Below are 26,405 nucleotides of genomic sequence, written 5' to 3'. Positions count from 1 at the left end.
TTCAGTCGAGAAAGCGGATCGCCGCGCCCTCCGCGTCGCGCGTGATGCGGACGCGGACGTCGTAGAGCTCGGCCAGCATCGCCTCGGTCATCACCTGGTTGACCGGCCCGGCGCCGAGCAGCTTGCCGTCGCGAACCGCCACGATCTCGTCGGCGAAGCGTAGCGCCAGGTCGAGGTCGTGGATCGCCACCACCACCGTGCGCCCGGCATCTGCGTGGGCACGCAGGCGGCGGGCGGCGTCGATGCTGTGGCGCGGGTCCAGCTCCGAGGTCGGTTCGTCCACGATCAGGAGCTCGGGATCGCCGACGATCGCACGGGCGAGCATCACCCGGGCCAACTCCCCGCCCGAGAGTGTCGTCGCCTGGCGGTGGCGCAGCGCCGTGATGTCGCACGCCTCCAACGCCCGCTCGACCGCCGGCTGCAGTGCCGCGGGGATGCCACCGAACACCGGAAGTTGCGGGAGCAGGCCCAGCGCCACTACGCGCTCCACGCTGATCGGCCAGTCGATCGCGGCGTTTTGCGGCAGATAGGCGCGACGGCTCGCCAGTGCCTTGCGGCTGAGCGTGGCGATATCGGTATCGCCCAGCCGCACCGTTCCCGCATCGGGCTTCAGCAAGCCGACTGCGAGCTGGAGCAAGGTGCTCTTGCCCGCACCGTTCGGGCCGATCACTGCGGTCAGCTTGCCCGCCGCGAAACTGGCGTCGATCCCGTCGAGGATCGGCCGGCCGTCGCGCACGACCGAGACATTCTCGAAGTGAAGCGCGCTCATGCGGTCCTCCCGCGGACATGCAGCACCAGCCACAGGAAGAAGGGCGCACCGACGAGCGAGATGAACACCCCGAGCTGGATCGGCGGTCCGATATGGATCAGGCGCGTGCAGATATCGGCGACGACCACCAGGATCGCGCCGGCAATCCCGGCGGGGACCAAAGTCGCCGCCGGGCGATAGCCGACCAGCGGGCGCACGAGGTGGGGGGCTAGCAGCCCGACGAAGCTGACCGCCCCGGTCACTGCGGTGGCCGCGCCGACCCCAAACGCCGTGCCGACCAGCGTGAGCAGCCTTACCCGGCCGATATCGACGCCGAGGCTCTCCGCCTGCACTTCGCCCAGCGCCATCGCATCGAGCGCGCGGCCGGTGAACAGCAGCACCGAGCCGCCGAACAGGATGAAGGGCGCGGCGAGCTGGACATGGTCCCAGCTGCGATCCTGCAGCGAGCCCATCAGCCAGGTGGTCATCTCATAGGCCGCATAGGGATTGGGCGCGAGGTTGAGCGCGAGATAGACGCCGGCAAAGGCGATGCTCGAGATCGCCGTGCCCGCCAAGATCAGCGAGAGCGTGCCGCCCCCGCGCGCCAGCGCGAATGCGATGCCCGCGGTGATCATCGCCCCGATCAGGGCGAAGATCGGCGAAGCAAGCGCGAAGCTGGCGGTGAAGCCGAAATAGATCGCGATCACCGCGCCCAGGCTGGCACCGCCGGCGACCCCGAGAAGCCCCGGCTCGGCGAGCGGATTGCGCAGCAGCCCCTGGAGCACCGCGCCGGCAAGGCCGAGGATCGCGCCGATCAGGATGCCGAGCGCGAGCCGGGGCAGGCGGATCTCGGTCAGCACCATCCCGGCAAGGCTCGGGTGAGGATCGGCAAGGCCGGCGAACAGCTCGCCCGGGGTGAGCCAGACGGTGCCGCAGATCAGCGATAGCAGCGAGGCGATCAGCAGCACCGCTAGCAGCGCCGGGATGAGCCAGCGATTCATTGCCGTGCTCCTGCAAAGGGAAGGGGAGTGTTCGCGCGTGCGGCGGCGATCTTAAGCTGTTCGCGGAGCAGCCGAACGGCCTCCGCGATGCGCGGCGTGCCGCAGACATAATAGGCCTGGGGGATGTTCAGCATGCGCCCCTGGCTCGACCAGAAGCGGCGAACGACGCGGTGCGCCTCGACATCGTCGCCCAGGCTCGGCTTGGGCACGCCGGGCGCGCCCTGGACCAGCAGCGGGGGAGCGGCCTCGAGCAGCACTTCGGCATCGGGCCGTCCATAGTTGGAGGCGGGCGGATCGGCCGCGACATTATGGGCGCCCGCCGCTTCGAAGATCGCGCCCGGCAGCGTGCCGGCGCCGCTGCCAAAGCCGAACCGGTCCCAGGCGGCGATGCGATAAGTGGCATGCGGCGCACGGGCAAGCGCGGCGAGTTTTGCGTCCATCTCGGCGATCAGCGCCTCGCCCCGCGCGACCTCGCCCACGGCGGCGGCAACCTGGCGGGTCATGCTGCGGATATCGTCGAAGCTGTTCGCTGCGCCGACTTCGATCATCGGATAGTTCAGCCGCTTGAGCATGCTGCGCACCGCTGGTGTGGAGAAGGGGCTGGCGATCACGAGGTCGGGCTTCTGGCGGACCACTTCCTCGGCGAGGCCGTGGTTGATCGCCACGCGTTTCGCCTCGGCCGCCATCAGCGAATCGCCCGGATCGAGCGACAGCATGGTCACCGATGCGATGCGCTCGGGCGGCAGCAGCTCGAGCACGAGCTGATCGGTGCAGGTATTGAGCGACATCACCCGCATCGGCTTGCGCAGCGGGGCAGTGCCGTTCGCCGGCCGCTCCGCGCTGCCGGTCGAAACCGGCAGCGCGGCGGCTAGCAGCCCGAGAGCCAGGCCGAGGCTACGCATCAGAAGGCAAGGCGCACGCCGCCATAGCCGGCGAGGCCCGGCGTCGCGTTGCCGAACACTTCCTCATACTTCACGTCGAACAGGTTCTCGACACGGCCGAACACCGAGACGCCCTTGATCACCTGATATTGCGCGCCAAGGTTCACCAGCGTGTACGGCTTGAGCGAGACGCGCACGGGCACGAAGCTCGGATCGGTATAGGCCAGATCGTCCATGCGGCCGTTGTAGCGTACGGTCAGCGTTCCCGAGAAGCGCTGGTCCTTGCTGAACAGCGTTGCGTTGAAGCTGGCGATGTCGCCCGGGCGGCGCACTTCGGTCACGCCGTCCTCGGTTGCCTCGAGATGCGTGTAGGCCGCATCGATCCGCACCTGCGCGATCGGCTGGAGCGTGGCGAACACCTCGAGACCGTGCTGCTTCGAATCCGTAGCGCGGTTGCCCGGCGTGGCGACAAAGTTCGGCGCCGGATAGGTGGTGTAGATCTCGTCCTTCAGCGTCGAATCGAACCGGGTCGCGCCGATCGTCGCCTTGCCATCCAGGAAGCGCTGGTCGATGCCGGCTTCCCAGCCTTCCGACTTTTCCGGCTTCAGGTTCGGGTTGCCGATATACTTGCCGTCCGCATAGCCGAACAGCTCGTAATAGAGCGGGTTCTTTACGCCGGTGCCGTAGGCGGCATGGACGTGCGTGTCGGTGGGCAGGCGGTAGCCGGCCTGGACGCGCCAGGTCGTCGTGTCGGCGAAGCGGTTGTTGTCGTCGTGGCGCACCGAAGCGCCGCCGGTGAAGCCGCCCGCGGTCAGCTCATATTCGGCGACCAGGCCGAGATTGTCGGTGCTGCGCTCGCCGGTGAACACATAGGGCGAGGGCGGCGAGGTGTTCTGGAACTGCTCGCGTTCCCAGTCGACCGCGGCGGTCAGCCGGTGGCGGATCGCGTCGGTGCCGAAGCGGAAGCTCGAGACGAACGAGCCCTTGTAGCGCTGGCCCTTGTCGCCATAGGCATAGCCGAACCCGTCATAATTCTTGCGGGTGGTGTCGGAGAACTGGCCCGAGACCGTGTTGGTCCAGCGGCCGTCGAGCGCGGTCAGCTCGGCGCTGAGCAGGCCGTAGAACGCTTCGTTGGTGAAATGCACGCCGGGGCTGTCGATCGTGTAGCCGAAGGTCGGGCTCGCCGGGTTGCTGTCGGTGTCGTTGGTCTCGGCGTCGGTGTAGCTGTAGCGCAGCACGCCGCTGAGCTTGAAATTCTCCGCAGCCTGCCAGTTCACCTTGGCGGTTGCGCCGACATTGTCCGAGCCGACATTGCGGCTGCCGCCGCGCGCGGTGGCATAGCCATCGGTGTGGTACCAGTTGCCCGACACCGCATAGTCGAACGCACCCGAAGCGCCGGCGGCACGGGCAGCGGTGCTGACGGTGCCGAACGAGCCGCCCTCGGCGCGCGCGCTGAACCCGGGGGCCTCGCGGCCCGAGAGCGTGATATAGTTGATCACGCCGCCGATCGCGTCCGAGCCATAGAGCGAGCTCTGCTGGCCGCGCAGCACTTCGATGCGCGCCGACGGATCGGCGATCAGCGTGCCGAAGTCATATTCGCCGTTATAGGGATCGGCGGCCTCGATGCCGTCGATCAGGACTAGCACATGGTTGCCTTCGGTGCCGCGGATGCGGATCTGGGTCTGGCTGCCGACCGCGCCGGTGCGGCTGACGGCGATGCCGGGCACGTCGCGCAGCACGTCGGAGACGATGCGGATCTGGCGCTGATCGAGCTGCTGCGCGTCGATAACGGTTGCCGATGCCGGCAGGTTCTCGAGCGGGATGCCTTCGCCCGAGCGCGACGCCGTGACGACGATCTTGTCCTGAGCGTCCTTGTCGGGCGCATTGTCGGTCTGGGCGAGTGCCGGCGTCGCCACGGCGATCGCGAGCAGGGAAGCGAAACTGGTCTTCAACATGGGTAATCCCCCCGCGCCTGTGCAACGAGGGCCGGGGCCTGCCGCGCGCTGCTGCGAACGACCGATACGAGCAACGGCGGGCGCTTGGTCGCCTGTCGCACGCACCGAAGCGGCCCCAGCCGCTTGGTCGTCGCTCAGACGGAGAGATACCGTGCCGTGACCATCCCCTGGGTCAGGGCAAGAGCGACCAAGCGCCGGCAGGTCTCCTGGCTCGCGGGTCATCGCTTGATGCACGGCCTTCCCAGACAAGCTCGTCCAGTGGCTGCCCCTTCGAGCGAAGGGGCCTGTGCATCGCGCTCACCGCTTACAGTTGCAGGGACAGCCGCGGATTTGAGTGGCAAGCCACTCGCACCGCATTCCCATATTAAGCCCCATTCGGGGCACCGGCGCGATCATGAGCCCCGGATGTCTCCCGGAGTTCGCGAGCGCCCATAGGGGCATTCGCGGGCCTTGCCAATCGCGCAGTTCAGGCGGTGGCGGGAATATCCCCGGTCCTGCCGTCGAGCGCGCGCCGCAGCGCGTCGCGGTCGAGCCGGCCTTCCCAGCGCGCCACGACGATCGTCGCGACGGCGTTGCCGACGAAGTTGGTCAGGCTGCGGCACTCGCTCATGAAGCGGTCGACGCCCAGGACAAGCGCTACCCCGGCTACGGGGATCGAAGGCACCACCATCAACGTCGCTGCGAGGGTGGCGAAACCAGCGCCGGTTACGCCTGCCGCGCCCTTGGAGGTGAGCATCGCGGTGCCGAGCAGGATGAGCTGCTCGCCGAGCGACAGATGGATCCCGGTGGCCTGGGCAATGAACAGCGCGGCGAGCGTCATGTAGATATTGGTGCCGTCGAGGTTGAACGAATAGCCGGCGGGCACGACCACGCCGACCACTTCCTTGTCACAGCCGGCGGCCTCCAGCTTCTCGATCAGCGCGGGCAGGGCGGCTTCGGACGAGGAGGCACCGAGGACGAGGAGCAGCTCGGCCTTGAGGTACCGCACCAGCTTGAAGATCGAGAAGCCGGCGAGCCAGCCGACCACGCCCAGCACGCCGAAGATGAACAGCGCCGCGGTGAGGTAGAAGGTCGCGACCAGCCCGCCGAGGTTGAGCAGGGCGGCCAGGCCATATTTGCCGATGGTGAACGCCATCGCCCCGAATGCGCCGACAGGGGCGGCGCGCATCAGGATGGCGACGATGCGGAACACCATCTGCGACGCCTGATCGAGCAGGTCGACCAGCGGGCGGACTCGCTCGCCGAGCCCGGACAGGGCGATGCCGCAGAGGATGGCGACGAAGAGGACCTGGAGGATGGAACCCTCGGTCAGCGCCGAGACGAGCGTGGTGGGGATGATCGCCATGACGAAGCCGATCACGCTGGTCTCATGCGCCTGCTTCTCGATGTCGGCGACCTTGGCCTCGCTCAGGGTGTGCGGGTCGATGTGCATGCCGGCGCCGGGCTGGATGACATGGGCGACGAGGAGGCCGATGAGCAGCGCCAGCGAGGAGAAGAACAGGAAGTAGGCCAGTGCCTTGAACACCACGCGGCCGAGCGATCCCAGCTCGCGGGCGCCGGCGATGCCGGTCACCAGGGTAAGGAAGATCACCGGGGCGATGATCATCTTGACCAAATTGACGAAGGCGTCGCCGAGCCATTTGAGCGACGCCCCGCCGGCGGGCCAGAGCGCGCCGACCAGGATGCCGGCGGCGATGCCGATCAGCACCTGGATGTAGAGCATCTGCCACCAGCGCTGCGCCCTGGGCGGTGCGGCGGCCGGGCCGGCTGCGACTGCGCTCATTCCTTCCTCCCCGTTTTCACCGGCATAGCCTAGCGCGCAAAGGCTCCAAACGGAAAAGGACGCCCCCTTGCGGGAGCGTCCTTCCTATCTCTCGGTCCGGCCAGGGGCCGGGTGCCGAACAGAGATCAGTGGGCGTTCGCCTGCGCGGCGTCGGCCTTGTTCTCTTCGACGTTCGCAGCGTTCTCGAGAACGGCTTCCGAAGCGGCGTTGGTGGTGTTGTCGGCAGCGGCTTCGTACGCAGCGGCATTCGCCTCGTGCGAATCGGCAACGTTCTCGGCGGTGGTGTTGGTGGTGCCGCCGTTGCAAGCCGCGAGCGACATCAGGCCGGCGGTCGCAGCAACAATGAGGATCTTCTTCATGTGGTGCTCCTAAAGGAACTCAAACGTTTCGCAGCCGGCCCGATTAGCCGTCGCGAACCGCTGGAATAGCGGTCGTTGCGTTTGCGTCAATCGCAAATTCACCCATTGACGGGATTTAGGACATTTTTTTGCCAAAATCTCGCCTGTTGGCGGCCATCAATGGCCGAGGCCGCCACAGGTTCCTTCACTCGCCCTGGCCCTTTGAGATCGGGGCAATATCCTCGGGCGCGTTCGCTGTCACGGCCAGCATCGCGGTCCAGGCTGCCACATTCTGGCGCAGCTGCTCGGGATCGATCTTGTCGAGCGTGTCGTCAGGCGTGTGGTGATAGTCGAAATAGCGCAAGCCGTTCTGGCTCATGTCGATCACGCCGACGCCGGTGTTGATCGTCGGGCCGACATCGGTGCCGCCATGCGCGACGCCGCGGCCCCGCGAGATGCCGAGCGGAGAGAGCACGCTCGCCAGCCGGTCCGCGATGGGCTTGGCGCCCTCGGACAGGTTCACTTCGAACTTCCAGACGCGGTCGGCGCCGAAATCGGATTCCTGCGCCAGGACATGGCGCTCGCCGGCATGCGCCTTGGCATAGGCATCGCCGCCGAAGCCGCCCGGCTCCTCGGCGCCGAACCAGACGACGCGGATCGTGCGCCGCGGCTGGCCGGCGTCCATGATCCGCTTGGCGGCAGCAGTGGTGATCGCCACGCCGGCGCCGTCGTCGATCGCGCCGGTGCCGAGATCCCAGCTGTCGAGATGCCCGCCGACCAGGATGATCCCCGCCGCGGGATCGCTGCCCGGCACTTCGGCGACGACATTGCCCGATTCGGCCTCGCCCTTCATGCCGGCGGTGATCTGCACGCGCAGCTTGACCGGACCGCGCTTGAGCAGCCGCTCGAGCTGCTCGGCATCGGGCAGCGACAGGGCGGCAGCGCCGATCGGCGTCACGCCCTTGGTCCAATTGGTCACGCCGGTATGCGGGTTGCGGTGATAATCGGTGCCGATCGAGCGGATCAGGATCGCCGCGGCGCCCTTGCTGGCCGCCAGGTTCGGGCCGGAGCGGCGGGCGGCGCCGTAATAGCCATATTGCGAGCCGTCCTGGGTGGGGGTCATCGCGTTGCTGACGAAGACGATCTTGCCCTTCACCGCTTCGGCGGGCGCAGCCTGGAGATCGGCGAGCGTGGGGAAATAGGCGACGTCGGCCTCGACCGGCTTCGGACCCGTCGAGCCCGAATTGCCGAGCGCGGCGATGGTGAGCTTCTGCGACGAGGCGCCCAGCACCTCCGCGGTCTCGAGCCCGCGCTGCCACAGCGGCATCTTGTAGGTCTCGATATGGACGTTCTTGAAGCCGAGCGCAGTGAGCTTCTTCACCGCCCAGGCACGCGCCCGCGCTTCCGCCTCGGTCGCGGCGAGGCGCTGGCCGATCTCGGTGGTCAGGCCCTCGACAATGTCCCAGGCCACGTCGTCCTTGAGCGCCGCGTCGCGCAGCGTGGCGGGATCCTGGGCGGCAGTCTGGGCCAGGGCGGGGAGGGGCAGGGCGAGCGCGGCGACGGCCGCGAGCAGGATGCGCTTGGTCATGGCGGCGGACGCTAGTCGCCCCCGAAACATTCGGCAATGCGCGGGGGCGTTTCCGCCAGGTTTCCGGTGCGGACATTCAACTGGATGGTTGAGCAATTCGTTGAATCCCTTGACAGTCCCACGTGCGGGTGAGGCACTCAACCACCTGGTTGAATATCGCCCAGGTCGCTGCTTCTCGTTCCGGGAAACGCCAACACAAGAAATCCAACATTGGGCACTTATCCCATTGAAACATGTAAGCGGACATGCCATACAATATGCATGAGTAAGGCACCCACTCTTCGCCAGTTCCAAGCACGCTTTCCGACTGAGGAAGCGTGCCTCGACCACCTGTTTCAGGTTCGGTATGGAACGGACTTCCATTGCCCGAAGTGCGGGCGCGAGGCGAAGTTCACCCGCATCGTGAAGCGCCGGGCTTACCAGTGCCAATGGTGCGCCCATCAGGTTTACCCGACTGCGGGAACACCCTTTGACCGCACTCGCACGCCGCTGCGTGATTGGTTCTTCGTGATGTTCCAGTTCTGCTCTTCGCGGAACGGCGTGGCCGCCAAGGAAGTCGAGCGCCAGCTAGGCGTCACCTACAAGACGGCTTGGCGCATGTGCCACCAGATCAGGGAATACATGGGCGAAATCGACGGCAACGGCCCGATTGGTGGTGATGGCAAGCTGGTGGAGATCGACGAGACGTTCGTAGGTGGGCGCCTAGATCGCGGTCACCGTGGTGGCGATCCAGCAGAAGGTAAGGCTATCGTATTCGGTATGCTTGAGCGCGACGGCGAAATCGTCACCCGCGTTATCCCGAACCGCACGCGCGGCACTGTCTTCCCGCTCATCAAAGGAACGGTGCAGGCCCGCACCGAAATCCATACCGATGAGTACCGGACCTATCTCACTATCGGGAACATGCCTGGGATGGCCTACACGCATAAGAGCGTGAACCACCGTGGCGGTGAATACGTTTCGCCCCAAGGCGCCACGGTGAACGCAATTGAAGGTTTCTGGGCCCAGCTAAAGCGCGGTATCAATGGCACCCATATTCACGTCAGCGCCAAGCATCTCCCGAAGTACCTCGGAGAGTTCGAATACCGCTGGAATATGCGCGACCGTCCGCACGAAATGTTGGATCGGCTGATGGTATCTTTTGTGCGGTAAGTAGAATCATGCGCTCATTTGGTGTATGAAATCCAAGCTATGTATATGGCTATTATCGCAAGCGGAATTGCCGCACTAGCAGCTATGGCTGCTACTATCGCTGCGTTCTTTGCAGTTCGCGCTGTCCGATACTGCTCGGCTTGGGAGGCCTCATTGCGCAAGCGCGATTCGTAATCGTAATTCGATAACCAATCTCGCGCCTTAACTGTCCATGCCTCGTTATATCCGCCAGTCATCAATTTAAGGCGAACTTGCTCGGGACCGTCTCCCTCAAAGCTATCGTCCATCCATTCCTCCCATCCTAACGAGAGGAATCCGCCTCCCGCTTATCGTCATCCTTGGGCGGCTCCGGCTGTTTCTTGCCAGCGCTTGGTGCCTGCCCGTTCGCCATCCGCTCTAGGAGGCGGTCGAAACGCTTGTTGAGGTCGTCGGTCATTTATTCTTATTAGCACGAAGCAACGTGCCGGCACATATCGCCACGACTCCTGAAAGGACGGCGGCCAATCCGCAATGCAGGATCATCATTTGCTGCTGAAGCATGGCGAAGTTTACGACAGAATCGGTCCGGTAGCGCTCGCCAAGGATGGTGGAGTATGGGACTTGAGTCTCCACTGAGACTTTCATGTTGAAAGCGGCGGTGGTCGCAATCGCGCCGACGACTACCAGCGCTAGTCCAACTATGAGAAGAGGGTGCATGGCCGCCGACTGCACAGGCGCTTCAACCCGCCGACTGTCTTGCCCGCTCGTTGAAAAACGGTAGCCACAGCTACAAGAGGCCGCTCCATCAATCTGGTCCGCCCCACACATCGGACATTGCTTCATATCTCGCCCCACGCTCCCCATCCCCGGCTAGCCGGGCGGTTTGGTCGCGCACGAGCGTGAGCAATGCGCCTCCCGTATTCACGCGAAGCGCTCTGGAGCCACCCGACAAGGGCGACTCACGCTCACGCACGTATGCGGACACCCCTCACGACCAAGATCGGAGTGACTCGCACAGGTTATGACGATTCTAAGGAGTTGGCTAGTCGGAAGGCTGGTCGCCTTTGGCGTCCTTCAGGCCTTGGATTTCAGCAGCATGGGTTGCGAGATGAGCTAGTTGGATGTCCCAGCGACGATCCATTTCGACTCTCAGGACGTTCACTTCATCGTGTAGAGACGGCTTAGAGCGCCAACGCTTTATGGGCTCCCATAGAAAGCACGCAATCGCCCCAAGTCCGGACAAAACAGCGATTACCGACCACCAATCAATGTTGGCCAAGCTCATTGTGCGAGCGCCTGTAGAAAGCGCGTCGAGCGCTTTACCAAGCGCCCACCACCCCGCCTCCTTACCAGAGGCGACGAATAGAATAGCCAGTGCACTCCCACTGCCAATCTGGATGGCTTTCCCCATCCCCCCATCATGCCGCTACCCTGCATTTCGTGGTACATGTCGGAGGGGGATAAGTGCCCAACATTGCAAGCGCAGGGTGAGAGGCCGATCCGATCACCACCGTCGTGGCAGCGCGTTGCCAATTGGCCGTCCCATCGCTACATCGCCGCCAAACTTCCTGCACATCCAGACCTGCGAACGGAGACCGCCACGTGGCCGCCCAATACGCCTTCGTCATGAAGGACATGACCAAGACCTTCCCCGGCGCTCCCAAGCCGGTGCTGAGCAACATCAACCTGCAATTCTACCAGGGTGCCAAGATCGGCATCGTCGGCCCCAACGGCGCCGGCAAGTCGACCCTGATGAAGATCATGGCGGGCGTCGACAAGGATTTCACCGGTGAGGCATGGCCGGGCGAGAACATCACCGTCGGCTATCTGCAGCAGGAGCCGGAGCTCGATCCCACGAAGAGCGTCCTCGAGAACGTCAAGGACGGCGCTCGCGAGACCGCCGACCTCGTCGAGCGCTTCAACGCGATCTCGGCCGAGATGGGCGATCCCAAGGACGACACCGATTTCGACGCGCTGATGGAGGAGATGGGCGAACTCCAGACCAAGATCGACGCGGTCGATGGCTGGACGCTCGACAACCAGCTCGAAGTCGCGATGGAAGCGCTACGCTGCCCGCCGGGCGACTGGCCGGTCGACAACCTGTCGGGCGGTGAGAAGCGCCGCATCGCGCTCACCCGGCTGCTGATCCAGAAGCCGTCGATCCTGCTGCTCGACGAACCGACCAACCACCTCGATGCCGAGAGCGTCCAGTGGCTCGAGCACCACCTCAAGGAATATGCCGGCGCGGTGCTGATGATCACCCACGACCGCTACTTCCTCGACAACGTGGTGGGCTGGATCCTCGAGATCGATCGCGGCAAGTATTTCCCGTACGAGGGCAATTACTCGACCTATCTGGAGAAGAAGGCCAAGCGCCTCGAGCAGGAGGACCGCGAGGAATCGAGCCGCCAGACAGCGATCAAGAACGAGCTCGAATGGATCCGGCAGGGCGCCAAGGGCCGCCAGACCAAGTCAAAGGCGCGTATCGCCAAGTTCGACCAGCTGGTTGAATCGCAGCAGAACCGCAAGCCGACCGGCGCCCAGATCGTCATCCAGGTGCCCGAGCGCCTGGGCGGCAAGGTGATCGAAGTGGAGAACATCTCCAAGGCCTATGGCGACAAGCTGCTGTTCGAGAATCTCTCGTTCACGCTGCCGGCCGGCGGCATCGTCGGCGTGATCGGCCCGAACGGCGCCGGCAAGTCGACTTTGTTCAAGATGATCACCGGCCAGGAAACGCCCGACGAGGGCACGATCGAAATGGGCTCGACCGTCCGTCTGGGCTATGTCGACCAGAGCCGCGATCACCTCGACGACAAGAAGAACGTCTGGGAGGAAATCTCGGGCGGTCACGATTACATGAAGGTCAATGGCCACGACGCCTCGACCCGCGCCTATGTGGGCGCGTTCAACTTCAAGGGCGCCGACCAGCAGAAGAATGTCGGCAAGCTCTCGGGCGGCGAGCGCAACCGCGTCAACATCGCCAAGATGCTCAAGCGCGGCGGCAACGTGCTGCTGCTCGACGAGCCGACCAACGATCTCGACGTCGAGACGCTGGGCGCGCTGGAGGAAGCGATCGAGAATTTCGCGGGCTGCGCCGTGGTCATCAGCCACGATCGCTTCTTCCTCGATCGTCTCGCCACGCACATCCTCGCTTTCGAAGGCAACAGCCATGTCGAATGGTTCGAAGGCAATTTCGAAGCCTATGAGGAAGACAAGCGCCGTCGCCTGGGCGATGCCGCCGATCGTCCGACCGCGCTGTCGTACAAGAAGCTGACGCGCTGAGGTTTTCCAGTCCGGCCAGAGGGCTGGGGCGGATACTTCACCGAAATCGAGACACGCCCGGGTGGAAACGCCCGGGCGTTTTCGTTGCGTTGCGGGGGTTTGCGGCGAAACACCTCTATAAATCCGGAAAGTTTGTATTTTTCCGGAGCCGAACGAATGACACTGAAGCAGAAGCTTCTTGCCGCGCTGGTGATGCTGGGGGTCGTGCTCGGCGCCGTGGTCGCCGGGTTCTCCTGGTCCGCCAGCACCAGCCGCGCCGCGCTGCAGACCGTGCTCAACGACCGCGTGATCCCGCTCAAGGACCTGAAGATGGTCGCGGACAGCTATGCGGTGGGCATCGTCGATTCCGCACAGAAGGCGCGCAGCGGCGCTATCAGCTTCGCCCAGGCCTCGGGCAACATCCAGAAGGCCAAGGCCGATGCCGATGCGGCGTGGAAGCGCTATGCCGCGTCGGAGGCGACCCCGGAGGAGGAGGCGCTCGCCAGGCAGGCCGAGGACGTCATGGCCAAGGCCAATGACGGCGTCGCCAGGCTCGAGGGCCTGCTGCAGGCCGGCGACCATGCCGGGATCGACCAGTTCGTCAGCAAGGAACTCTATGCCGATGTCGATCCGGTCTCCGACAAGGTCGGCAAGCTGGTCAACATGCAGATCAGCGTCGCCAGCGATGTGACCACCGCGGCGCTGGGCAAGGCCAATGTGGCGGCGGTCATCGTCGTCCTGCTCGGCCTGCTGGCGCTCGGCGTGCTGGGCGGCGCCTTCTTCATCGTCACCCGCAAGGTGGTCGCGCCGATCAAGGGGCTGGCCGAGGTGATCCACGGCATGGCCCGCGCCAGCGGCACCACCAAGGTGCCGCATACCGACCAGCAGGACGAGATCGGCGACATCGCCCGCTCGGTCGATGCCTATCTGGCTTCGGTGATCGAGAAGGAGCGCACCGCCGCGGCGGCCGCCGCCAAGACGCAGAAGATCGTCACCACGGCGCTGGCCGACGGCCTGTCGGCGCTGGCGGACGGCGACCTGACCGGCGAGATCCGCGTCGACTTCCCGGAGAGCTATGCGACGCTCAAGACCAACTTCAACAGCGCGCTGACCGCGCTGCGCAGCCTGATCGCGTCGGTGAACGAAGGTGCGGTGGCGATCCAGTCGGGCTCGACCGAGATCGCCCAGGCATCGGAAGACCTGGCGCGCCGCACCGAGGCCAGTGCCGCGAGCATCGAGGAAACCTCGGCCGCGCTCGCCCAGATGGACGAGCGGCTCCGCGGCTCGGTCGAAGCGGCGAGCCAGACGGTGCGCAGCGCCGACGAGGCGATCCGCGTGGTCGGCGACGGCCGCACGCTCGCCGAGCAGGCGGTCACCGCGATGGGCCGGGTCAGCGACAGCGCGCGCGGCATCGACGACGTGATCGAGGGCCTCGACAAGATCGCCTTCCAGACGCGGGTTCTGGCGATGAACGCGGCGGTGGAAGCCGGGCGTGCGGGCGAGGCCGGCCGCGGCTTCGCGGTGGTCGCTGACCTGGTCTCCGCGCTGGCGATGCGCGCCGAGGAAGAGGCCAAGCGCGCCCGCGAGCAGCTGACGGTGACGCAGGACGAAGTCGGCTCGGCGGTCGACGCGGTGCAGCGCATGGATACCGCGCTCGAGGCGATCTCGGGCGGCGTGGGCGCGGTGCACAAGCTGCTCGACGCGATGGCGGCGGACAACCAGGCGCAGTCGACCGCGATCACCCAGATCGTCAGCGCGGTGAGCGAGATGGACCGCGGCACGCAGCAGAACGCGGCGATGGTGGAAGAGACCTCGGCGGCCTCGCGCAACCTGGCGGTGGAGGTCTCCAACCTCGCCGACCAGGCCGGGCGCTTCCGCACCGGCCCGGCGACGAGCGCGACGCCGCGGGCGCACAAGGGCGCCGCGCTCCACGCCGTCGCTGCCTGAGGGCACACCGGGGATCGCGCAGCCTAGAAGCGGCGTGCGATCCCCAGGTACAGCTCGAGATCGGGGCTGGCGGCGTTGAGGCCGGCGACCATGCCGGTGTCGAGCTGGAGATTGCCGCGGGGCTGCCAGGCGAGCGAGACGCTGGCGAGCGCCTGGGTGGCGTGGCCGGCGGGATCCTGGTCGCGGATGCCCTGGAATTCGAGCGTGCCGGTCACCGACTTGGCGAGCGTGGCGCTGACGCCCACCGCGCTGCCATAGGCGAGGTGGCGGCCGTGGCGGTCGCCATCGACTGCCGCGTCGATCTCCGGGGTGAGCGAGACGCCGATGCTGTCGCTGAGGCTGTAGCTGAGCGGCACGATCAGCCCGCCGCCCCAATCGCCCGCGCCGAGCGTCTTCCCGCCGGTGGGGAGGGTGGCATAGGGCATGACCGCGGCGGCGAAGCCCGAGCCGTCCGGATGCGAGAGGTTGCGGCGAAGGGCGATGCTGGTGTCGCCGGTGCCCGTGCTGTGGTCGATCGCGCCGGCGAGGCGGTCGTGCGTGCGGACGGCGCCGAGCGCAGTCCAGCCGAGCTGGACCTCGGTGTGCGGGGTGACGCCGTAGCGCAGCAGCAGGTCGCCGAAGGTCCAGCTGTCGGTGCGCTGGGTGGAGTCGCGATCGAGCGACCAGTCGGCGAGGCCGGCTTCCACCACCAGATGGCCGGGATCGACCGTGCAGGCGGGGGTGTCGAGCCCCGGGCGGTCGGCGCAGAGCGGGCGCAGGTCCTGCGCCTGGGCGGAGGCGATGCCGCCGAACGCGGCGGCCGCCAGGAGGAGCGAGCGTTTCATGGCGCCTCTCTGCGCCTTTGGGGAGATGGGGTCCAGCCGGGCCGGACCCCATCTTGGCTCAGGCGCGCTTCGTCGCCGCGTCCGCGCTCCACGCGCCGCCGCCGGCGGCCGCGAGGTAGAGGAAGATGAAGCAGTAGAGCATGATCGCCTCGCCGCCGTTGACCGCCGGGAAGAACCCGCCCTTGGCGTGGACGAGGAAATAGCCGACCGCGCACATGCCCGAGGCGATGAACGCGATCGGGCGGGTGAACAGGCCGATGACGATCAGCGCGCCGCCGACCAGCTCGATCGTGCCCGCGGCATAGAGCAGCGGGTTGAGCGGCATCGGGAAGGGCGGAATGTTGAAGAACTTCGAGAGGCCGTGCTGCAGGAAACCGAGACCCGCGACGATGCGCAGGACGCTCAGCAGCTTGGCGGACCAGGTCGCCGGAATGGGCATGGGTGTTTCTCCTCGGCGGCACGCGTTTTTGCGCGCCGTTTCGAGGCTGAAATGTTTCACCTCATGTCCGTCCGGTCAACCGACGCCCGGGAAACCGTGCGTTTCCGCCCGCGCCGTGCCGCTCAGGCGGTGAAGCGCTTGGTGAAGCCCTTGGCATGCCGGTCGCCGGGCGACTGGAACGCCTCGACATGGTCGACCACGGCCATCGGCGGGCCCTCGCGCAGCGCCTCGGTGAGCGAGACCAGTGCCTCGTCATCGCCCTCGGCGAGCAGTTCCACCCGACCGTCGTTGAGGTTGCGAACCCAGCCCTTAACGCCCAGCTGCTTGGCAAGGCGAACCGCCCAGTCGCGATAGCCGACACGCTGCACGCGCCCCGACACCAGAATACGCTGTGCCGTCATATATTCCCCACGCTCTGTACCCGGCCGTGTCCCTTCCGGCCTGTCACACTTCTATCAACTTGAAGATGCGAGGGAATCATGCCGGGCGGCGGCTCGTCGCGCCTTAGGGGTAAGTGATCGCAATCACTTCATATTCGCGCTCGCCGGCGGGGAGCAGCACGCGCCGGAGGTCGCCCGTGGCGGCGCCGCGCAGCGCCCGGGCGATCGGCGAATTCCAGCCGACCAGCCCCTTGCCGGCATCCGCCTCGTCATCGCCGACCAGCGTGAGCGTGCGATGCTTGTCGTCTTCGTCGGCAATGGTGACGGTGGCGCCGAAATAGGCGCGGCTCTTGTCTTCCTGCTGCGCCGGATCGACGACCTTGGCCGCCTTCATCCGCTTCGACAGCCAGCCCAGCCGCCGGTCGATCTCGCGCAGACGCTTGCGGCCATAGATGTAATCGCCGTTCTCGGACCGATCGCCATTGCCGGCGGCCCAGCTGATCGTCTCGACCAGGGCGGGGCGCTCCTTGGCGAAGAGATTGTCGTACTCGGCGCGGAGGACGGCATAGCCGGCGGGGGTGATGTAGTTCGGGCGGTCCATTGGCTGTTCACTAGCGCAAATGGCGCGGGCGAAGAACCCGTCACCCCGGCCTTGTGCCGGGGTCCACCGGGAGGCGAGCTATGGTCAGGAGGTTCTGAGCACAGACTGTGCGGCACAGTGGGCCCCGGCACAGCCGGGGTGACGAAGGAGGGGTGTGCGGCGACGGCCAGATCAGCCCGGCTTGTTCTTGCCCAGATACCAGCTCAAATTCGCCGGGCCGCGCGAGCGCGCGCGTTCGGGGTTGAGCAGGTCGTAGACCACCGCGTTCTCGATCACGCGCTGGACATAGTTCTTGGTCTCGAAGATCGGGATCTGCTCGATCCACTGGACGATGTCGCCGCCGGGCAGGCGCGGGTCGCCATTGGCGCGGATCCACTTGTTCACATTGCCGGGGCCAGCATTGTACGCCGCGATCGCCAGCGGATAGCTGCCGTAGAGATTGTACATCCGCTGGAAATAGGTCGAGCCGAGCTGGATGTTGTAATCGGTGTTCGAGTTCAGCGAGCCCGGATCGTAGCTCATGCCGAGCTTTGTCGAGACTTCGCGCGCCGTGCCCGGCATCAGCTGCATCAGCCCGCGCGCGCCGGCATGGCTGACCGCGTCGCGATCGAACTGGCTTTCCTGGCGGGCAATGGCGTGGACGATCGTCCAGTAATCCTGCTGCGAGGCCGGCACCGCGACGGTGGGATAGCCCGCGGCGGTATAGTCCGACAGGCCGTTCTGCAGCGCGCTCTTGCCGACCAGCACGCCGAGATCGGGGCGGCCGATAGCGCGGCTCAGCTCGGCGGCGAGTACGTGATCGGTGTCGCTGGTCGCGTCATTGGCGATCTGGCGGATGAACAGGCCCTGGTCCTGGCGATTGCCCATCGTGCCGAGCAGCTGCGCCGCGCGCACGGTCTCCTTCTTGAAGAAGGCATCGCGGACGGCGGGATCGCCGACGCGCGCGTTGAAATCGGGTGGGCGCTTCAAGGGATTGCCGAGCCGCTCGGTGGCGAGCTGGCCGTAATAGACGTCCGGGAAGCCAGCCGCCTGGCCGTAGAAGCGCGTCGCCGCTGCCTGGTCGCCCGCACTCTCCGCGGCGCGCCCGGCCCAGTAGAAGCCCTTGGACTGGGTGGTCGGCGTCTTCGAGCCATGGCCGTAGCGATCGAACATGCCGATCGCATCGCGGGCGCGGCCGAGATTGTTCAGCGCGACGGTGCCGGCGAGCCAGGTGAGGCTGGTATAGTCGTCGCGCTCGCCGAGCGGCTGCTGCGAGATGTCGGTGCCCGGCGGGAAGGCGTCATCGACCTGGCTGGCGATCTGATAGGCGAGGCTGAACTGCCCGTCCGACTGCGCGCCGCGTGCCGCGGTGAGCAGCACTTCGTAGAATTCCTCGGCATCGCCGGGATAGGAGGCGAGCTGGCGCGGCTGGGCGAGATAGGCGCGCATCGCCGGGCTCTGGCCGGTGTCGCGCAGCCAGGTGGCGCGATCGGCGATGAAGCCGGGATTGGTGCGGCCGAGCGCGAGCACCGCGGCGCCCTTCGCATCGGCATCGGGCGCCTTGGTGCGAAAGGCGATGCGCGCTTCGAACACCGGGCGCATGCCGGGCGAGACATAGGAGAGCTGGCGCTGCGCCGCGGTAAGCGCGCCGCCCCAGAGCAGCATGTCCATCCGCGCGTCGTGATCCGCCGGCGTCAGCGCCGAGGAGAAGCCGGCGAGCAGCGCGGTCTCGTCCCGCGGGCGCAGCACGCCGTGGCGCCAGGCGCGGCGGGCCTGCTCCTCGGCATCGGCGCGGCGACCCGAGGCGGCAAGCCCCTCTGCATAGCGCAGCCGCCCGGCGGCGGTCAGCGGCGGGAAACGCTCGAAATAGCGGACGACCAGCCCGGGCGCCCAGGTGCCGCTTTCGAGAATGGTCTCGGCGGCGGCGCGGCGGCTCTTCTCGCCGGGCCAGCCGGGGTGGAGCAGCAGGAAATTGGCATAGTCGGAGAAGGGATAATTGTCCGACTGCTGCAGCCGCTTCCACTCAACCAAGGCATCGGAAAGCTGATCGGCCTGGATATAGGGCGGCGGCACGCGCGGCATGCCCGCCTCGAGCGCCACGCGGTACCACTGGATCTGCTCCTGCGTGAGTTGCGAGGAAGCGGCGAGCCCCGAAACCCCCGCGAACAGCAACGCACTTTTGAGCAGCGGAGCAAGCATACTGGACATGATATCTGACCCGAGCCTATCTGCCAGCCCCGATTTGGGGAATTAAGGAAGATTCTGAGACCATGTTTTCGGGCTCCATTCCCGCGCTGGTGACGCCGTTCCGTAACGGCAGCTTCGCGGAAGACGATTATCGCGCGCTGGTTGAATGGCAGATTGCCGAGGGCTCTGCCGGGCTGGTGCCGTGCGGCACCACCGGCGAGGCCGCGACGATGCCGAAGGACGAGCATTTCGAAGTGGTGCGCGTCTGCGTCGACCAGGCCAAGGGCCGCGTGCCGGTGCTCGCCGGCGCGGGCTCGAACGACACGCTGGTCGCGATCGAGAATGTGAAGGCCGCGAAAGCCGCCGGCGCCGATGCCGCGCTGATGGTCCCGCCCTATTACAACCGCCCGAGCCAGGAAGGCATCTTCCGGCATTTCGAGGCGGTGGCAGAGAAGACCGACCTGCCGATCATCCTCTACAACGTGCCCGGCCGCACGGTGACCGACATCCAGCCGGGCACGATGGCGCGGATCGTCAAGGCGTTCCCCGGCATTTTCCTGGGCGTGAAGGACGCGACCGGGGCGCTCGGCCGCGTGACCGAGCAGCGCGCCGGCTGCGGGCATGATTTCGTCCAGCTTTCGGGCAATGACGAGACCGCGCTCGCCTTCAACGCGATGGGCGGCATCGGCTGCATCTCGGTGACCGCGAACGTGGCGCCGAAGCTCTGCGCCGAATTCCAGGCGGCTTGGGCGGCGGGCGACACTGCCAAGGCGCTCGAGCTGCACGACCGGCTCTATCCGCTGCACCTGGCGATGTTCACCGACGCCTCGCCGGGGCCGGTGAAATACGCGATGACGCGGGTGCGCCCTGGCTTCCCCGACGAACTGCGCCTGCCGATGACGCCGGCGGGCGAGGCGAGCCGCAAGGCGGTGGATGCGGCGCTGGCGTTTGCGGGGTTGATCTAGGCTGGGAAGCGGGGCGGAGGATCGGTGCGGGACGATGCCGCGCCGGTCCGATGCACGTTGCCAATCGACAGCGACAGGCAGACAATCCTCCAGTCGACTCGTAATCATCGCGAGTCGAGAGGAGGAAACGTCATGAAAATCGTAAGAATTCTATTTCTTTCGTTGACTATCCTGAGCGCTCCTGCGGCCCCGGCATTTGCGCAGCCCGACGATCCGCTCGAGCAATGCCTGGCGGATTGCGACGGAATGTTTCCTCCGCCCTCCTGGGACAATTTTACCTGCCGCAAGGATTGCCGTGACTTCTACGGACACCTGACCGCGCAACCCGTATCGCAACTGCTTGCGAAGCTCGACTGAGGATGTACGTCCCTGCCGGCGAGTGCTCTCGTCGGCGGGGATTTCGGAGCGGGGATCGTCGCCCCAGGGCGCTAGGTCCGCTGCTCGCCGCCGGCATAATAGGTCGGCACATGGCCGCGGATCCAGGCGTTCTCGCGGAACCACTTGGTGACGATGTACTTGGTGCCCTCGATCACGCGCATGCCCTCGTGGAGCGTGTCGTAATTGGGGGTGCCGTCTTCCATCATGTTGTTCCAGATGACCATCAGGCCCTTTCTTGGCTTGAAGCGCACCCCGGCGCGCGGAAACCAGGTCGCGCCGCCTTCCTCGACATCGTTGAGGTAGATCATCGCGGTCCAGGTGCGCTGGCCGCCGGTCTCGAGCATGCGCTCCCAATATTCCGCGCCCTCGTGGAAATAGTCGCAATGCGCGCGGAACTGCTGGCCGGGGGCGTAGCGCTGGCCCTGCAACGTCTCGGCGTTGGCGGGCGGCAGGCCGAGGACGTGCGCGATGCGATCGTCGATCGGCCAGACCACATCGGACCAGCGATCGAGGTCGGTGGAGCTGCTCGTGCGGAACTCGGGATCGTCATGCGTGGCGAGCAACGTGGAGGGGCGGGCGGCCGCATCGATCAGGCCGACGAGCGCGTCGCACTCTTCCTCGCTCAGGAAATCGGGATAGGTGAACATCTGCGCGGCCTCGACCTTTGCGCGCTTGACGCCGGGGTTGGCCGCCAGCTTCGCCACCACTTCGCGGCCGATCCGCGCGCGCTGGGGCGAGGGGGAACCCGATGCTTTACCGATAGGCTTGTTCGTGTTGCTGCTCACAAGGGGCAATTCGCGCCTGCGGGCGGCAAAAGCAAGAGGCCCGGTCCTTTCGAACCGGGCCTCCCGTTTCTGGCAAGATGCGGGCGCTTGCTTACCAGAAGATGTCGTAGATCGTGTCGACCACCTCGCCGGTCTCCACATCGACCAGCAGCGCGTCATTGTAATAGCGCACCCAGCGATACGGGCCGTACACTTCCGGCAGACGGTAGTAATAGGGATCGTTGATCCAATATTGCGACGAGAACAGGATCGAGCTCAGCGTGTAGCCGATCGAGAAGCGGCGATAGCCATAGCCCCAGCCCGACGGCGCATAGTAGCGCGGAAGGCGATAGGCGCCGCGGTTGGAGTTGCGATAGCCGCGCCAGTCATAGCGGTTGTCGCTGCGCCAGTTGTTGTTCCAGCCGCCGCGGTTGCCGTTGTAGCCGCCACGATTGCCGTCCCAGCCGCGGTTGTTGTTGCCGTTCCAGCTCGAGCCGCGGTTGCGGTCGTTCCAGTTCGGGTTGCCGCGGGTATACTGGTCCTGCCGGTTGCGGTCGCCGCCGCGGTTCCACTGGCCGCCATTGTTGCCGCGGTTGCCGTTCCACTGCTGCGAGGGCTGGCCCTGCGGGGGCGAGACCTGGGTCTGCGGTGCGCTGCCGCGCGGCTGGCCACCATTCCACTGCGGACGGGCGCCGCCATTGTTCTGGCCGCCATTCCACTGCGAGCGATCGCCGCCACGGTTGCCGCCGCCGTTCCAGCTGCGCTGGGGCTGGGCTTGCGGCTGGGCCTGGGGCTGCGCCGCCGGCTGCGACTGCGGCTGCGAGGGTTGGCGCCAACCGCCGCCGCCATTGCCGCGGTCCTGCCGGGGCTGGCTCGGCTGTGCCGACTGGCCGCCATTGTTCGAGCGGTCGCCGCCGCCCCAGTGACGACCGCGGTCCTGCGCCAGTGCCGGCGGGACCAGAGCCGTTGCGGCGATGATCGCCGCTAGCAAGGTCTTCTTCATTATCTCTCTCCGCTGGGACCGGCACGACGCCGGGCTTTCGAGGTAAACGCTCTTTAAAGCCCGGTGGCTGACACGAGTCTGAATTCAGCTGTCAGCTGATTGAAAGCATTTGAAATATCAGGGTTCCGCTGGGGTGGGTGCGTCCTGGCCCGGCTCGGGCGCCGCGACGTCGCCCCGGGCGATCCGCGCGGCCTGCTGCACCGCCTCGATCAGCCGCGGATAGATGCCGCAGCGGCAGATATTGGGGAGCGCATCCTTGATGTCCTGCTCGCTCGGATTGCGGTTGGCGCGCAGCAGAACGGCGGCGGCCATCACCATGCCGGGGATGCAATAGCCGCACTGGGGGACGTTGGCGGCGATGAAGGCCTGTTGCACCGGGTGGCTGCGATCCTTGGACAGGCCCTCGATCGTGGTCACGAAGGTGCCCTCAAGCGCGCCGATCGTCTCCTGGCAGGCGAGGCGGGCGGTGCCGTCGACGTCGATCGTGCAGGCGCCGCAATCGCCGGTGCCGCAGCCATATTTGGTGCCGGTGAGGTTCGAGGCGTCGCGCAGCGCCCAGAGGAGCGGCGTGCGCGGGTCCATCTTGTAGGCGACCGGCTGGTTGTTGACGGTGAAGCGAGTCATGCCGGGAATGTAGCGGGAAACGCGGTGTTTCCGAAACCGGCATTGTGCCGTGCCGTGCAGCACGCGACATCGGCTGCATGACACTCCCCACGCTCTTCATCCCGCACGGCGGCGGCCCGTGCTTCTTCATGGACCCCGATGGCGGCCCGGCCGACCCGATGTGGCAGAAGATGCAGGGCTATCTCGCCGGGCTGATCGACTCGCTGCCCGAGCGCCCCAAGGCCATCCTGCTTGTCTCCGGCCATTGGGAAGAGAAGCAGGTGACGGTGCACACCGGCGCCGGCCAGCCGCTGCTGTTCGACTATTACGGTTTCCCCGAGCACACCTATCGCCTGCGCTGGGATGCGCCGGGCTCGCCGGAGGTGGCGGCGCGCGCGAAGACGCTGCTCGAAGGCGCGGGCTTCCCGGTAGGCGAGGAGGCCGAGCGCGGCTGGGACCACGGGGTGTTCATCCCGATGATGGTCGCGGTGCCGGGCGCGGACATCCCGCTGGTCCAGCTCTCGCTGCGCAAGGACCTCGATCCGGCCGACCATATCGCGATGGGCAAGGCGCTCGCGCCGCTCAGGGACGAGGGCGTGCTGATCGTCGGCTCGGGCATGAGCTTCCACAACCTGCGTGCGCGCGGCCCCGAAGTGACGCCCTATGCCGATGTGTGGGACGATGCGCTGACCAACGCGGTGACCGATCCCGACCCTGCCACGCGCGCCGCCGCGGTCGCCGCGTGGAGCGCGCTGCCCTATGCCCAGTTCGCTCATCCGCGCGAGGAGCATTTGCTGCCGCTGATGGTCGCGCTCGGCGCGGGCGGCGAGGGGCCGGCGGCGCGCGACTACCGCGACCATGTGCTGGGCTGGACGGTCAGCGGGTATCGGTTCGGGTAGCTCTCCATCGCGGCGGGAGAGGGTCTTACTCCCGCCAGCTCTTGTCCGTGCGGTCGACCAGCCGGACCATCGCCGCGAAGTCCGCCGCGCCCGGGCCGCCGGGGACCTGGGCCATGTGGAGATCCCGCTGGTGCACCGCTACCACTTCGTCCGACACGACCAGCGGCTCGCCCATGCTCGCCGTGGCAATCTGGATCTCGCAGGCGCGCTGGAGCGACCAGTGCTTGATGAACGCCTCGGGCAGCGTGCGGCCCATCACCAGGATGCCGTGGTTCTTGAGCAGCATCACGCGCTTGTCGCCGAGATGCGCGAGCAACCGCTCGCCCTCCTCGTCGCGCACCGTGACGCCTTCGAAGTCGTGATAGGCGATCTGGCCGGCGAAGCTGCAGGCATAGAAGTTGGTCGGGCGCAGGCCGCCCTCGACGCTGGCGACTGCCATGCCCGCCGTGGTGTGCGTATGCGCGATGCAGTGTACGTCGGGCAGATGGCGGTGGAACAGCGCGTGCTGGACGAAGCCGGCACGGTTCACCGGATAGGGCGAGTCGTCGAGCTTGTTCCCGTCGATATCGATCTTGACGAGGTTCGATGCCTTCACCTCGCTGAAGTGCAGTCCGAACGGATTGATCAGGAACGCGCCTTCCTCGTCCGGCACCTTCAGCGTGATGTGGTTGTAGATCATCTCGGACCAGCCGAGCATGTCGAACACGCGGTAACAGGCGGCGAGCTGCTGGCGGGCCTCCCACTCGGCTTCGGTCATCTGCTTGCTTGCCAGCGCGGTGGCCATCGTACCTCTCCCAAGGCTTTTTCGTTTTTCGGGTATGCCACGGGCGAGGGGCTCGCGGCAACTCCTAGGCGCGCGCGTCCGGCTGGATCGACGCGGCGCGGCTGAGGCGCGGGCTGGCATAGGCCATCGCCAGATGCGCGGCAGTGGGGTGGAGCACCTTGGACGGGCGCCCCTCGGCGCGCATCCGCGCATCGGCTTCGGACCATGCCGGCAGGGTCGTGTCCGGCTGGTCCCAATGGACGATGCTCGCCTCGTCGCACCAATGCTTCAATTTCGGCATCGCCACCCGGTGCGCGCCGGCGGTGATATAGGCGCGCATGTCCTCGGCGCTGTCCCACAGCGTGAGCGTCCAGAAGGTGAAGTGCCGATCGGGCAGCAGCGAGCCTGCGCGAAACCCCGCAGCGGCACGCACCTGGCGGTTGGTTTGCAGGGTTAGCAGCGCGAAGGCCGGGAGAAAGCGCCAGGAACGGATGCGGAGACGCGTGACGCTTACGAACATGGTCCCTCGCTGCGTGGCCAGCACGGGATATGGGAAACGGGGCTCCTCTTTGCCACGGGCTCAATTGAAGCCGTATGGCACCACGCTGCGCCGGTCCGGATCGATCGCGATCGAGGAGGCCGCGGGCGGGAAGGCACGCTGGTCGCAATCGGTGCGCGGGCAGATGCGGCAATTGGCGCCGATCGGAGTCGCCGCGCCGCCGGGCTTGAGATCGTCGGCATAGACGAAGTCCGCCGCATAGGCTTCCTCGCAGCCCAGCGTCACGGCGTAGCGGCGCGAGGGGCGGGCATAGCTGCCGGACGGCTTCACCAGCCCCTTGGCCATCGAGACGTAGCGCGTGCCGTCGGGCATTTCGGCATGCTGGACCAGGATGCGATCGGGGATCGCCACGGCCTCGTGGACCATCCACAACGGACAGGCGCCGCCGAAGCGGGCGAATTGCAGCCGGGTCGCCGAATGCCGCTTGGTAATGTTGCCGGCCATGTCGACCCGGCAGAAGAAGAAGGGCAGCCCCTGCATGCCTGGGCGCTGGAGGGTGGAGAGGCGATGGCAGGCCTGCTCGAAGCTCACGCCGAAGCGCTGGCGCAGCCGATCGATATCGTGGCGCACGTCGCGCGCAGTGTCCTTGAACGCGCCATAGGGCATCAGCAGCGCACCCGCGGCATAGTTGGCGAGGCCGATGCTGAGCAATTCGCGCGCGGCCGGCGTGGCAAGGCCGGACTCTGCGACGACCTGGCGCATCTCATTCTCGAACTCGTAGCGGACCAGCCGGTGCGCGAGCAGGAAGGCACGGCTCTCCGGCGGGAGCGCGCTGTTGACCGCAAGGGTGCGATCGCGCGGATCGAAGCGGCTGAGCTGGCTGCCGTCGCCATCCTCGCCGATGACGCGGACGCCGTGCCAGCGCAGGCGATCCTCCAGCCCGCGGGTGGGGCGATCGGCATCGAGGTCCTGGGCGAGCGTTTCGGCCGAGCGATCGATCACGTCGATATAGTTGCCCTCGGCCTGGAACCAGTCGCGGACTTCTTCCCAGGGGAGCGGCGCGGCGTCGCTGGTGCCGCTGTCGAAGCGGTCGTCGAGGACGCGGAGCTGCTCCTGGCTGCGCTGCCAGGCCTCGTGCAGCGCGACCATGCGGCGGGCGAGGAGCGGCTGCTGCTCGATGCCGCGGCGGACATCGGCCTCGTCGAGCCGCTCGGCCGGAACGCTGGCATCGGTGGCCGCGTCGATCGTGCGGAGCAGCGCCGAGCTGTCGGCGGCGTCGCCGAACGCCTCGAGCGGGAATTCGCGGGAGAGGGCGACCAGGACGATATCGGTGATCGGCCGGTCGTTGTTCTCGATCTGCGAAAGGTAGGAAACCGAGATGCCTAGCCGCGTCGCCATTGCCGCCTGGCTCAGGCCCACGCGCCGGCGCAGCTCGCGAACGCGGAAGCCCTCGAAGACGCGGCGACGGGGAGAATTGCTCATTGATGC

General features: G+C 66.6%; 26 protein-coding genes and 1 riboswitch. Of the genes, 6 read left to right on the top strand and 20 right to left on the bottom strand.

Annotation, left to right across the window (positions count from 1 at the left end; translation table 11 throughout):
• Position 1 precedes the first annotated feature (1 nt).
• From ABLE38_RS18825 to ABLE38_RS18795, 7 genes are all read right to left on the bottom strand, one after another.
• Entirely contained in the window at positions 2-769 is a 768-nt protein-coding gene (locus tag ABLE38_RS18825; RefSeq protein ID WP_348975773.1) for an ABC transporter ATP-binding protein, read from the bottom strand.
• Complete coding sequence (locus ABLE38_RS18820) at positions 766-1,749, bottom strand: iron ABC transporter permease (protein ID WP_348975772.1); 984 nt, start codon at positions 1,747-1,749, stop codon at positions 766-768. The genes ABLE38_RS18825 and ABLE38_RS18820 overlap by 4 nt, the downstream gene beginning before the upstream one ends.
• The gene (locus tag ABLE38_RS18815; RefSeq protein ID WP_348975771.1) at positions 1,746-2,651 is read right to left on the bottom strand and encodes an ABC transporter substrate-binding protein; all 906 of its coding nucleotides are present in this window, start codon (positions 2,649-2,651) and stop codon (positions 1,746-1,748) included. Before ABLE38_RS18815 ends, ABLE38_RS18820 begins: the two co-directional genes overlap by 4 nt.
• A complete protein-coding gene (locus tag ABLE38_RS18810; RefSeq protein WP_348975770.1) occupies positions 2,651-4,585 on the bottom strand; it encodes a TonB-dependent receptor in 1,935 nt (644 codons plus the stop codon). The genes ABLE38_RS18815 and ABLE38_RS18810 overlap by 1 nt, the downstream gene beginning before the upstream one ends.
• A 178-nt stretch (positions 4,586-4,763) precedes the next feature.
• Positions 4,764-4,988, bottom strand: a riboswitch (cobalamin riboswitch).
• Between the two features lie 63 nt (positions 4,989-5,051).
• Complete coding sequence (dctA, locus tag ABLE38_RS18805) at positions 5,052-6,368, bottom strand: C4-dicarboxylate transporter DctA (protein WP_348975769.1); 1,317 nt, start codon at positions 6,366-6,368, stop codon at positions 5,052-5,054.
• Between the two features lie 125 nt (positions 6,369-6,493).
• Complete coding sequence (locus tag ABLE38_RS18800; RefSeq protein WP_348975768.1) at positions 6,494-6,727, bottom strand: hypothetical protein; 234 nt, start codon at positions 6,725-6,727, stop codon at positions 6,494-6,496.
• Positions 6,728-6,911: 184 nt separating this feature from the next.
• A complete protein-coding gene (locus ABLE38_RS18795) occupies positions 6,912-8,294 on the bottom strand; it encodes a M20/M25/M40 family metallo-hydrolase (protein WP_348975767.1) in 1,383 nt (460 codons plus the stop codon).
• 261 nt (positions 8,295-8,555) lie between these two features.
• On the opposite strand from ABLE38_RS18795, the gene ABLE38_RS18790 reads away from it, so the two are divergent.
• On the top strand, positions 8,556-9,446 hold the full coding sequence (locus ABLE38_RS18790; RefSeq protein ID WP_348975766.1) for an IS1595 family transposase: 891 nt from the start codon (positions 8,556-8,558) through the stop codon (positions 9,444-9,446).
• A gap of 301 nt (positions 9,447-9,747) precedes the next feature.
• Here the strand turns inward: ABLE38_RS18790 and ABLE38_RS18785 are convergent, their stop codons facing one another.
• A complete protein-coding gene (locus ABLE38_RS18785) occupies positions 9,748-9,882 on the bottom strand; it encodes a hypothetical protein (RefSeq protein WP_348975765.1) in 135 nt (44 codons plus the stop codon).
• Positions 9,883-10,467: 585 nt separating this feature from the next.
• A complete protein-coding gene (locus ABLE38_RS18780) occupies positions 10,468-10,836 on the bottom strand; it encodes a hypothetical protein (protein ID WP_348975764.1) in 369 nt (122 codons plus the stop codon).
• 191 nt (positions 10,837-11,027) lie between these two features.
• Between ABLE38_RS18780 and ettA the strand changes: the two genes are divergently transcribed.
• Together ettA and ABLE38_RS18770 are read left to right on the top strand one after the other, a co-directional pair.
• A complete protein-coding gene (gene ettA, locus ABLE38_RS18775) occupies positions 11,028-12,707 on the top strand; it encodes an energy-dependent translational throttle protein EttA (RefSeq protein ID WP_348975763.1) in 1,680 nt (559 codons plus the stop codon).
• Positions 12,708-12,863: 156 nt separating this feature from the next.
• Positions 12,864-14,633 carry a methyl-accepting chemotaxis protein gene (locus ABLE38_RS18770; protein WP_348975762.1) on the top strand — a complete coding sequence of 590 codons (1,770 nt, stop codon included), beginning with the start codon at positions 12,864-12,866 and terminating at the stop codon, positions 14,631-14,633.
• Positions 14,634-14,656: 23 nt separating this feature from the next.
• Here ABLE38_RS18770 and ABLE38_RS18765 read toward each other — a convergent pair whose 3' ends face one another.
• The 5 genes from ABLE38_RS18765 to ABLE38_RS18745 all read right to left on the bottom strand — a co-directional run bounded on the left by ABLE38_RS18765 (position 14,657) and on the right by ABLE38_RS18745 (position 19,055).
• Positions 14,657-15,457, bottom strand: coding sequence for a transporter (locus tag ABLE38_RS18765; RefSeq protein WP_348975761.1), 801 nt, complete (start codon positions 15,455-15,457; stop codon positions 14,657-14,659).
• 58 nt (positions 15,458-15,515) lie between these two features.
• The gene (locus ABLE38_RS18760) at positions 15,516-15,896 is read right to left on the bottom strand and encodes a DoxX family protein (protein WP_348975760.1); all 381 of its coding nucleotides are present in this window, start codon (positions 15,894-15,896) and stop codon (positions 15,516-15,518) included.
• A gap of 122 nt (positions 15,897-16,018) precedes the next feature.
• Positions 16,019-16,297: an acylphosphatase gene (locus tag ABLE38_RS18755; protein ID WP_348975759.1), complete on the bottom strand. Its 279-nt coding sequence runs from the start codon at positions 16,295-16,297 to the stop codon at positions 16,019-16,021.
• Between the two features lie 103 nt (positions 16,298-16,400).
• Positions 16,401-16,877 (bottom strand): transcription elongation factor GreB, encoded by a 477-nt coding sequence (gene greB / locus ABLE38_RS18750; protein ID WP_348975758.1) that lies wholly within the window; start codon positions 16,875-16,877, stop codon positions 16,401-16,403.
• A gap of 171 nt (positions 16,878-17,048) precedes the next feature.
• The gene (locus tag ABLE38_RS18745) at positions 17,049-19,055 is read right to left on the bottom strand and encodes a transglycosylase SLT domain-containing protein (protein ID WP_348975857.1); all 2,007 of its coding nucleotides are present in this window, start codon (positions 19,053-19,055) and stop codon (positions 17,049-17,051) included.
• 71 nt (positions 19,056-19,126) lie between these two features.
• On the opposite strand from ABLE38_RS18745, the gene dapA reads away from it, so the two are divergent.
• Both dapA and ABLE38_RS18735 read left to right on the top strand, forming a co-directional pair.
• Entirely contained in the window at positions 19,127-20,008 is an 882-nt protein-coding gene (dapA, locus tag ABLE38_RS18740) for a 4-hydroxy-tetrahydrodipicolinate synthase (RefSeq protein ID WP_348975757.1), read from the top strand.
• Between the two features lie 132 nt (positions 20,009-20,140).
• Positions 20,141-20,365, top strand: a complete 225-nt coding sequence (locus ABLE38_RS18735; protein ID WP_348975756.1) for a hypothetical protein — start codon at positions 20,141-20,143, stop codon at positions 20,363-20,365.
• Between the two features lie 71 nt (positions 20,366-20,436).
• On the opposite strand, the gene ABLE38_RS18730 is transcribed toward ABLE38_RS18735, so the two are convergent.
• From ABLE38_RS18730 to ABLE38_RS18720, 3 genes are all read right to left on the bottom strand, one after another.
• Positions 20,437-21,171, bottom strand: a complete 735-nt coding sequence (locus tag ABLE38_RS18730; protein ID WP_348975755.1) for a 2OG-Fe(II) oxygenase — start codon at positions 21,169-21,171, stop codon at positions 20,437-20,439.
• A 91-nt stretch (positions 21,172-21,262) separates the two neighbouring features.
• On the bottom strand, positions 21,263-22,153 hold the full coding sequence (locus ABLE38_RS18725) for an RcnB family protein (protein ID WP_348975754.1): 891 nt from the start codon (positions 22,151-22,153) through the stop codon (positions 21,263-21,265).
• A gap of 117 nt (positions 22,154-22,270) precedes the next feature.
• Positions 22,271-22,777, bottom strand: a complete 507-nt coding sequence (locus ABLE38_RS18720; protein WP_348975753.1) for a (2Fe-2S)-binding protein — start codon at positions 22,775-22,777, stop codon at positions 22,271-22,273.
• A 77-nt stretch (positions 22,778-22,854) separates the two neighbouring features.
• Between ABLE38_RS18720 and ABLE38_RS18715 the strand changes: the two genes are divergently transcribed.
• Positions 22,855-23,655 carry a class III extradiol ring-cleavage dioxygenase gene (locus ABLE38_RS18715; RefSeq protein ID WP_348975752.1) on the top strand — a complete coding sequence of 267 codons (801 nt, stop codon included), beginning with the start codon at positions 22,855-22,857 and terminating at the stop codon, positions 23,653-23,655.
• A gap of 25 nt (positions 23,656-23,680) precedes the next feature.
• Here ABLE38_RS18715 and ABLE38_RS18710 read toward each other — a convergent pair whose 3' ends face one another.
• From ABLE38_RS18710 to ABLE38_RS18700, 3 genes are all read right to left on the bottom strand, one after another.
• Complete coding sequence (locus tag ABLE38_RS18710; protein ID WP_348975751.1) at positions 23,681-24,439, bottom strand: class II aldolase/adducin family protein; 759 nt, start codon at positions 24,437-24,439, stop codon at positions 23,681-23,683.
• A gap of 64 nt (positions 24,440-24,503) precedes the next feature.
• Positions 24,504-24,938 (bottom strand): DUF3291 domain-containing protein, encoded by a 435-nt coding sequence (locus ABLE38_RS18705; RefSeq protein WP_348975750.1) that lies wholly within the window; start codon positions 24,936-24,938, stop codon positions 24,504-24,506.
• A 60-nt stretch (positions 24,939-24,998) separates the two neighbouring features.
• Positions 24,999-26,399, bottom strand: a complete 1,401-nt coding sequence (locus ABLE38_RS18700) for a short-chain fatty acyl-CoA regulator family protein (protein WP_348975749.1) — start codon at positions 26,397-26,399, stop codon at positions 24,999-25,001.
• Between the last annotated feature and the right edge of the window lie 6 nt (positions 26,400-26,405).

Source organism: Sphingomonas sp. KR3-1 (genome assembly GCF_040049295.1).
In the GTDB taxonomy this organism is placed as follows: domain Bacteria; phylum Pseudomonadota; class Alphaproteobacteria; order Sphingomonadales; family Sphingomonadaceae; genus Sphingomonas.
Note: the sequence above shows the minus strand (reverse complement) of the source record. Positions and strands in the feature narration are given on the sequence as shown.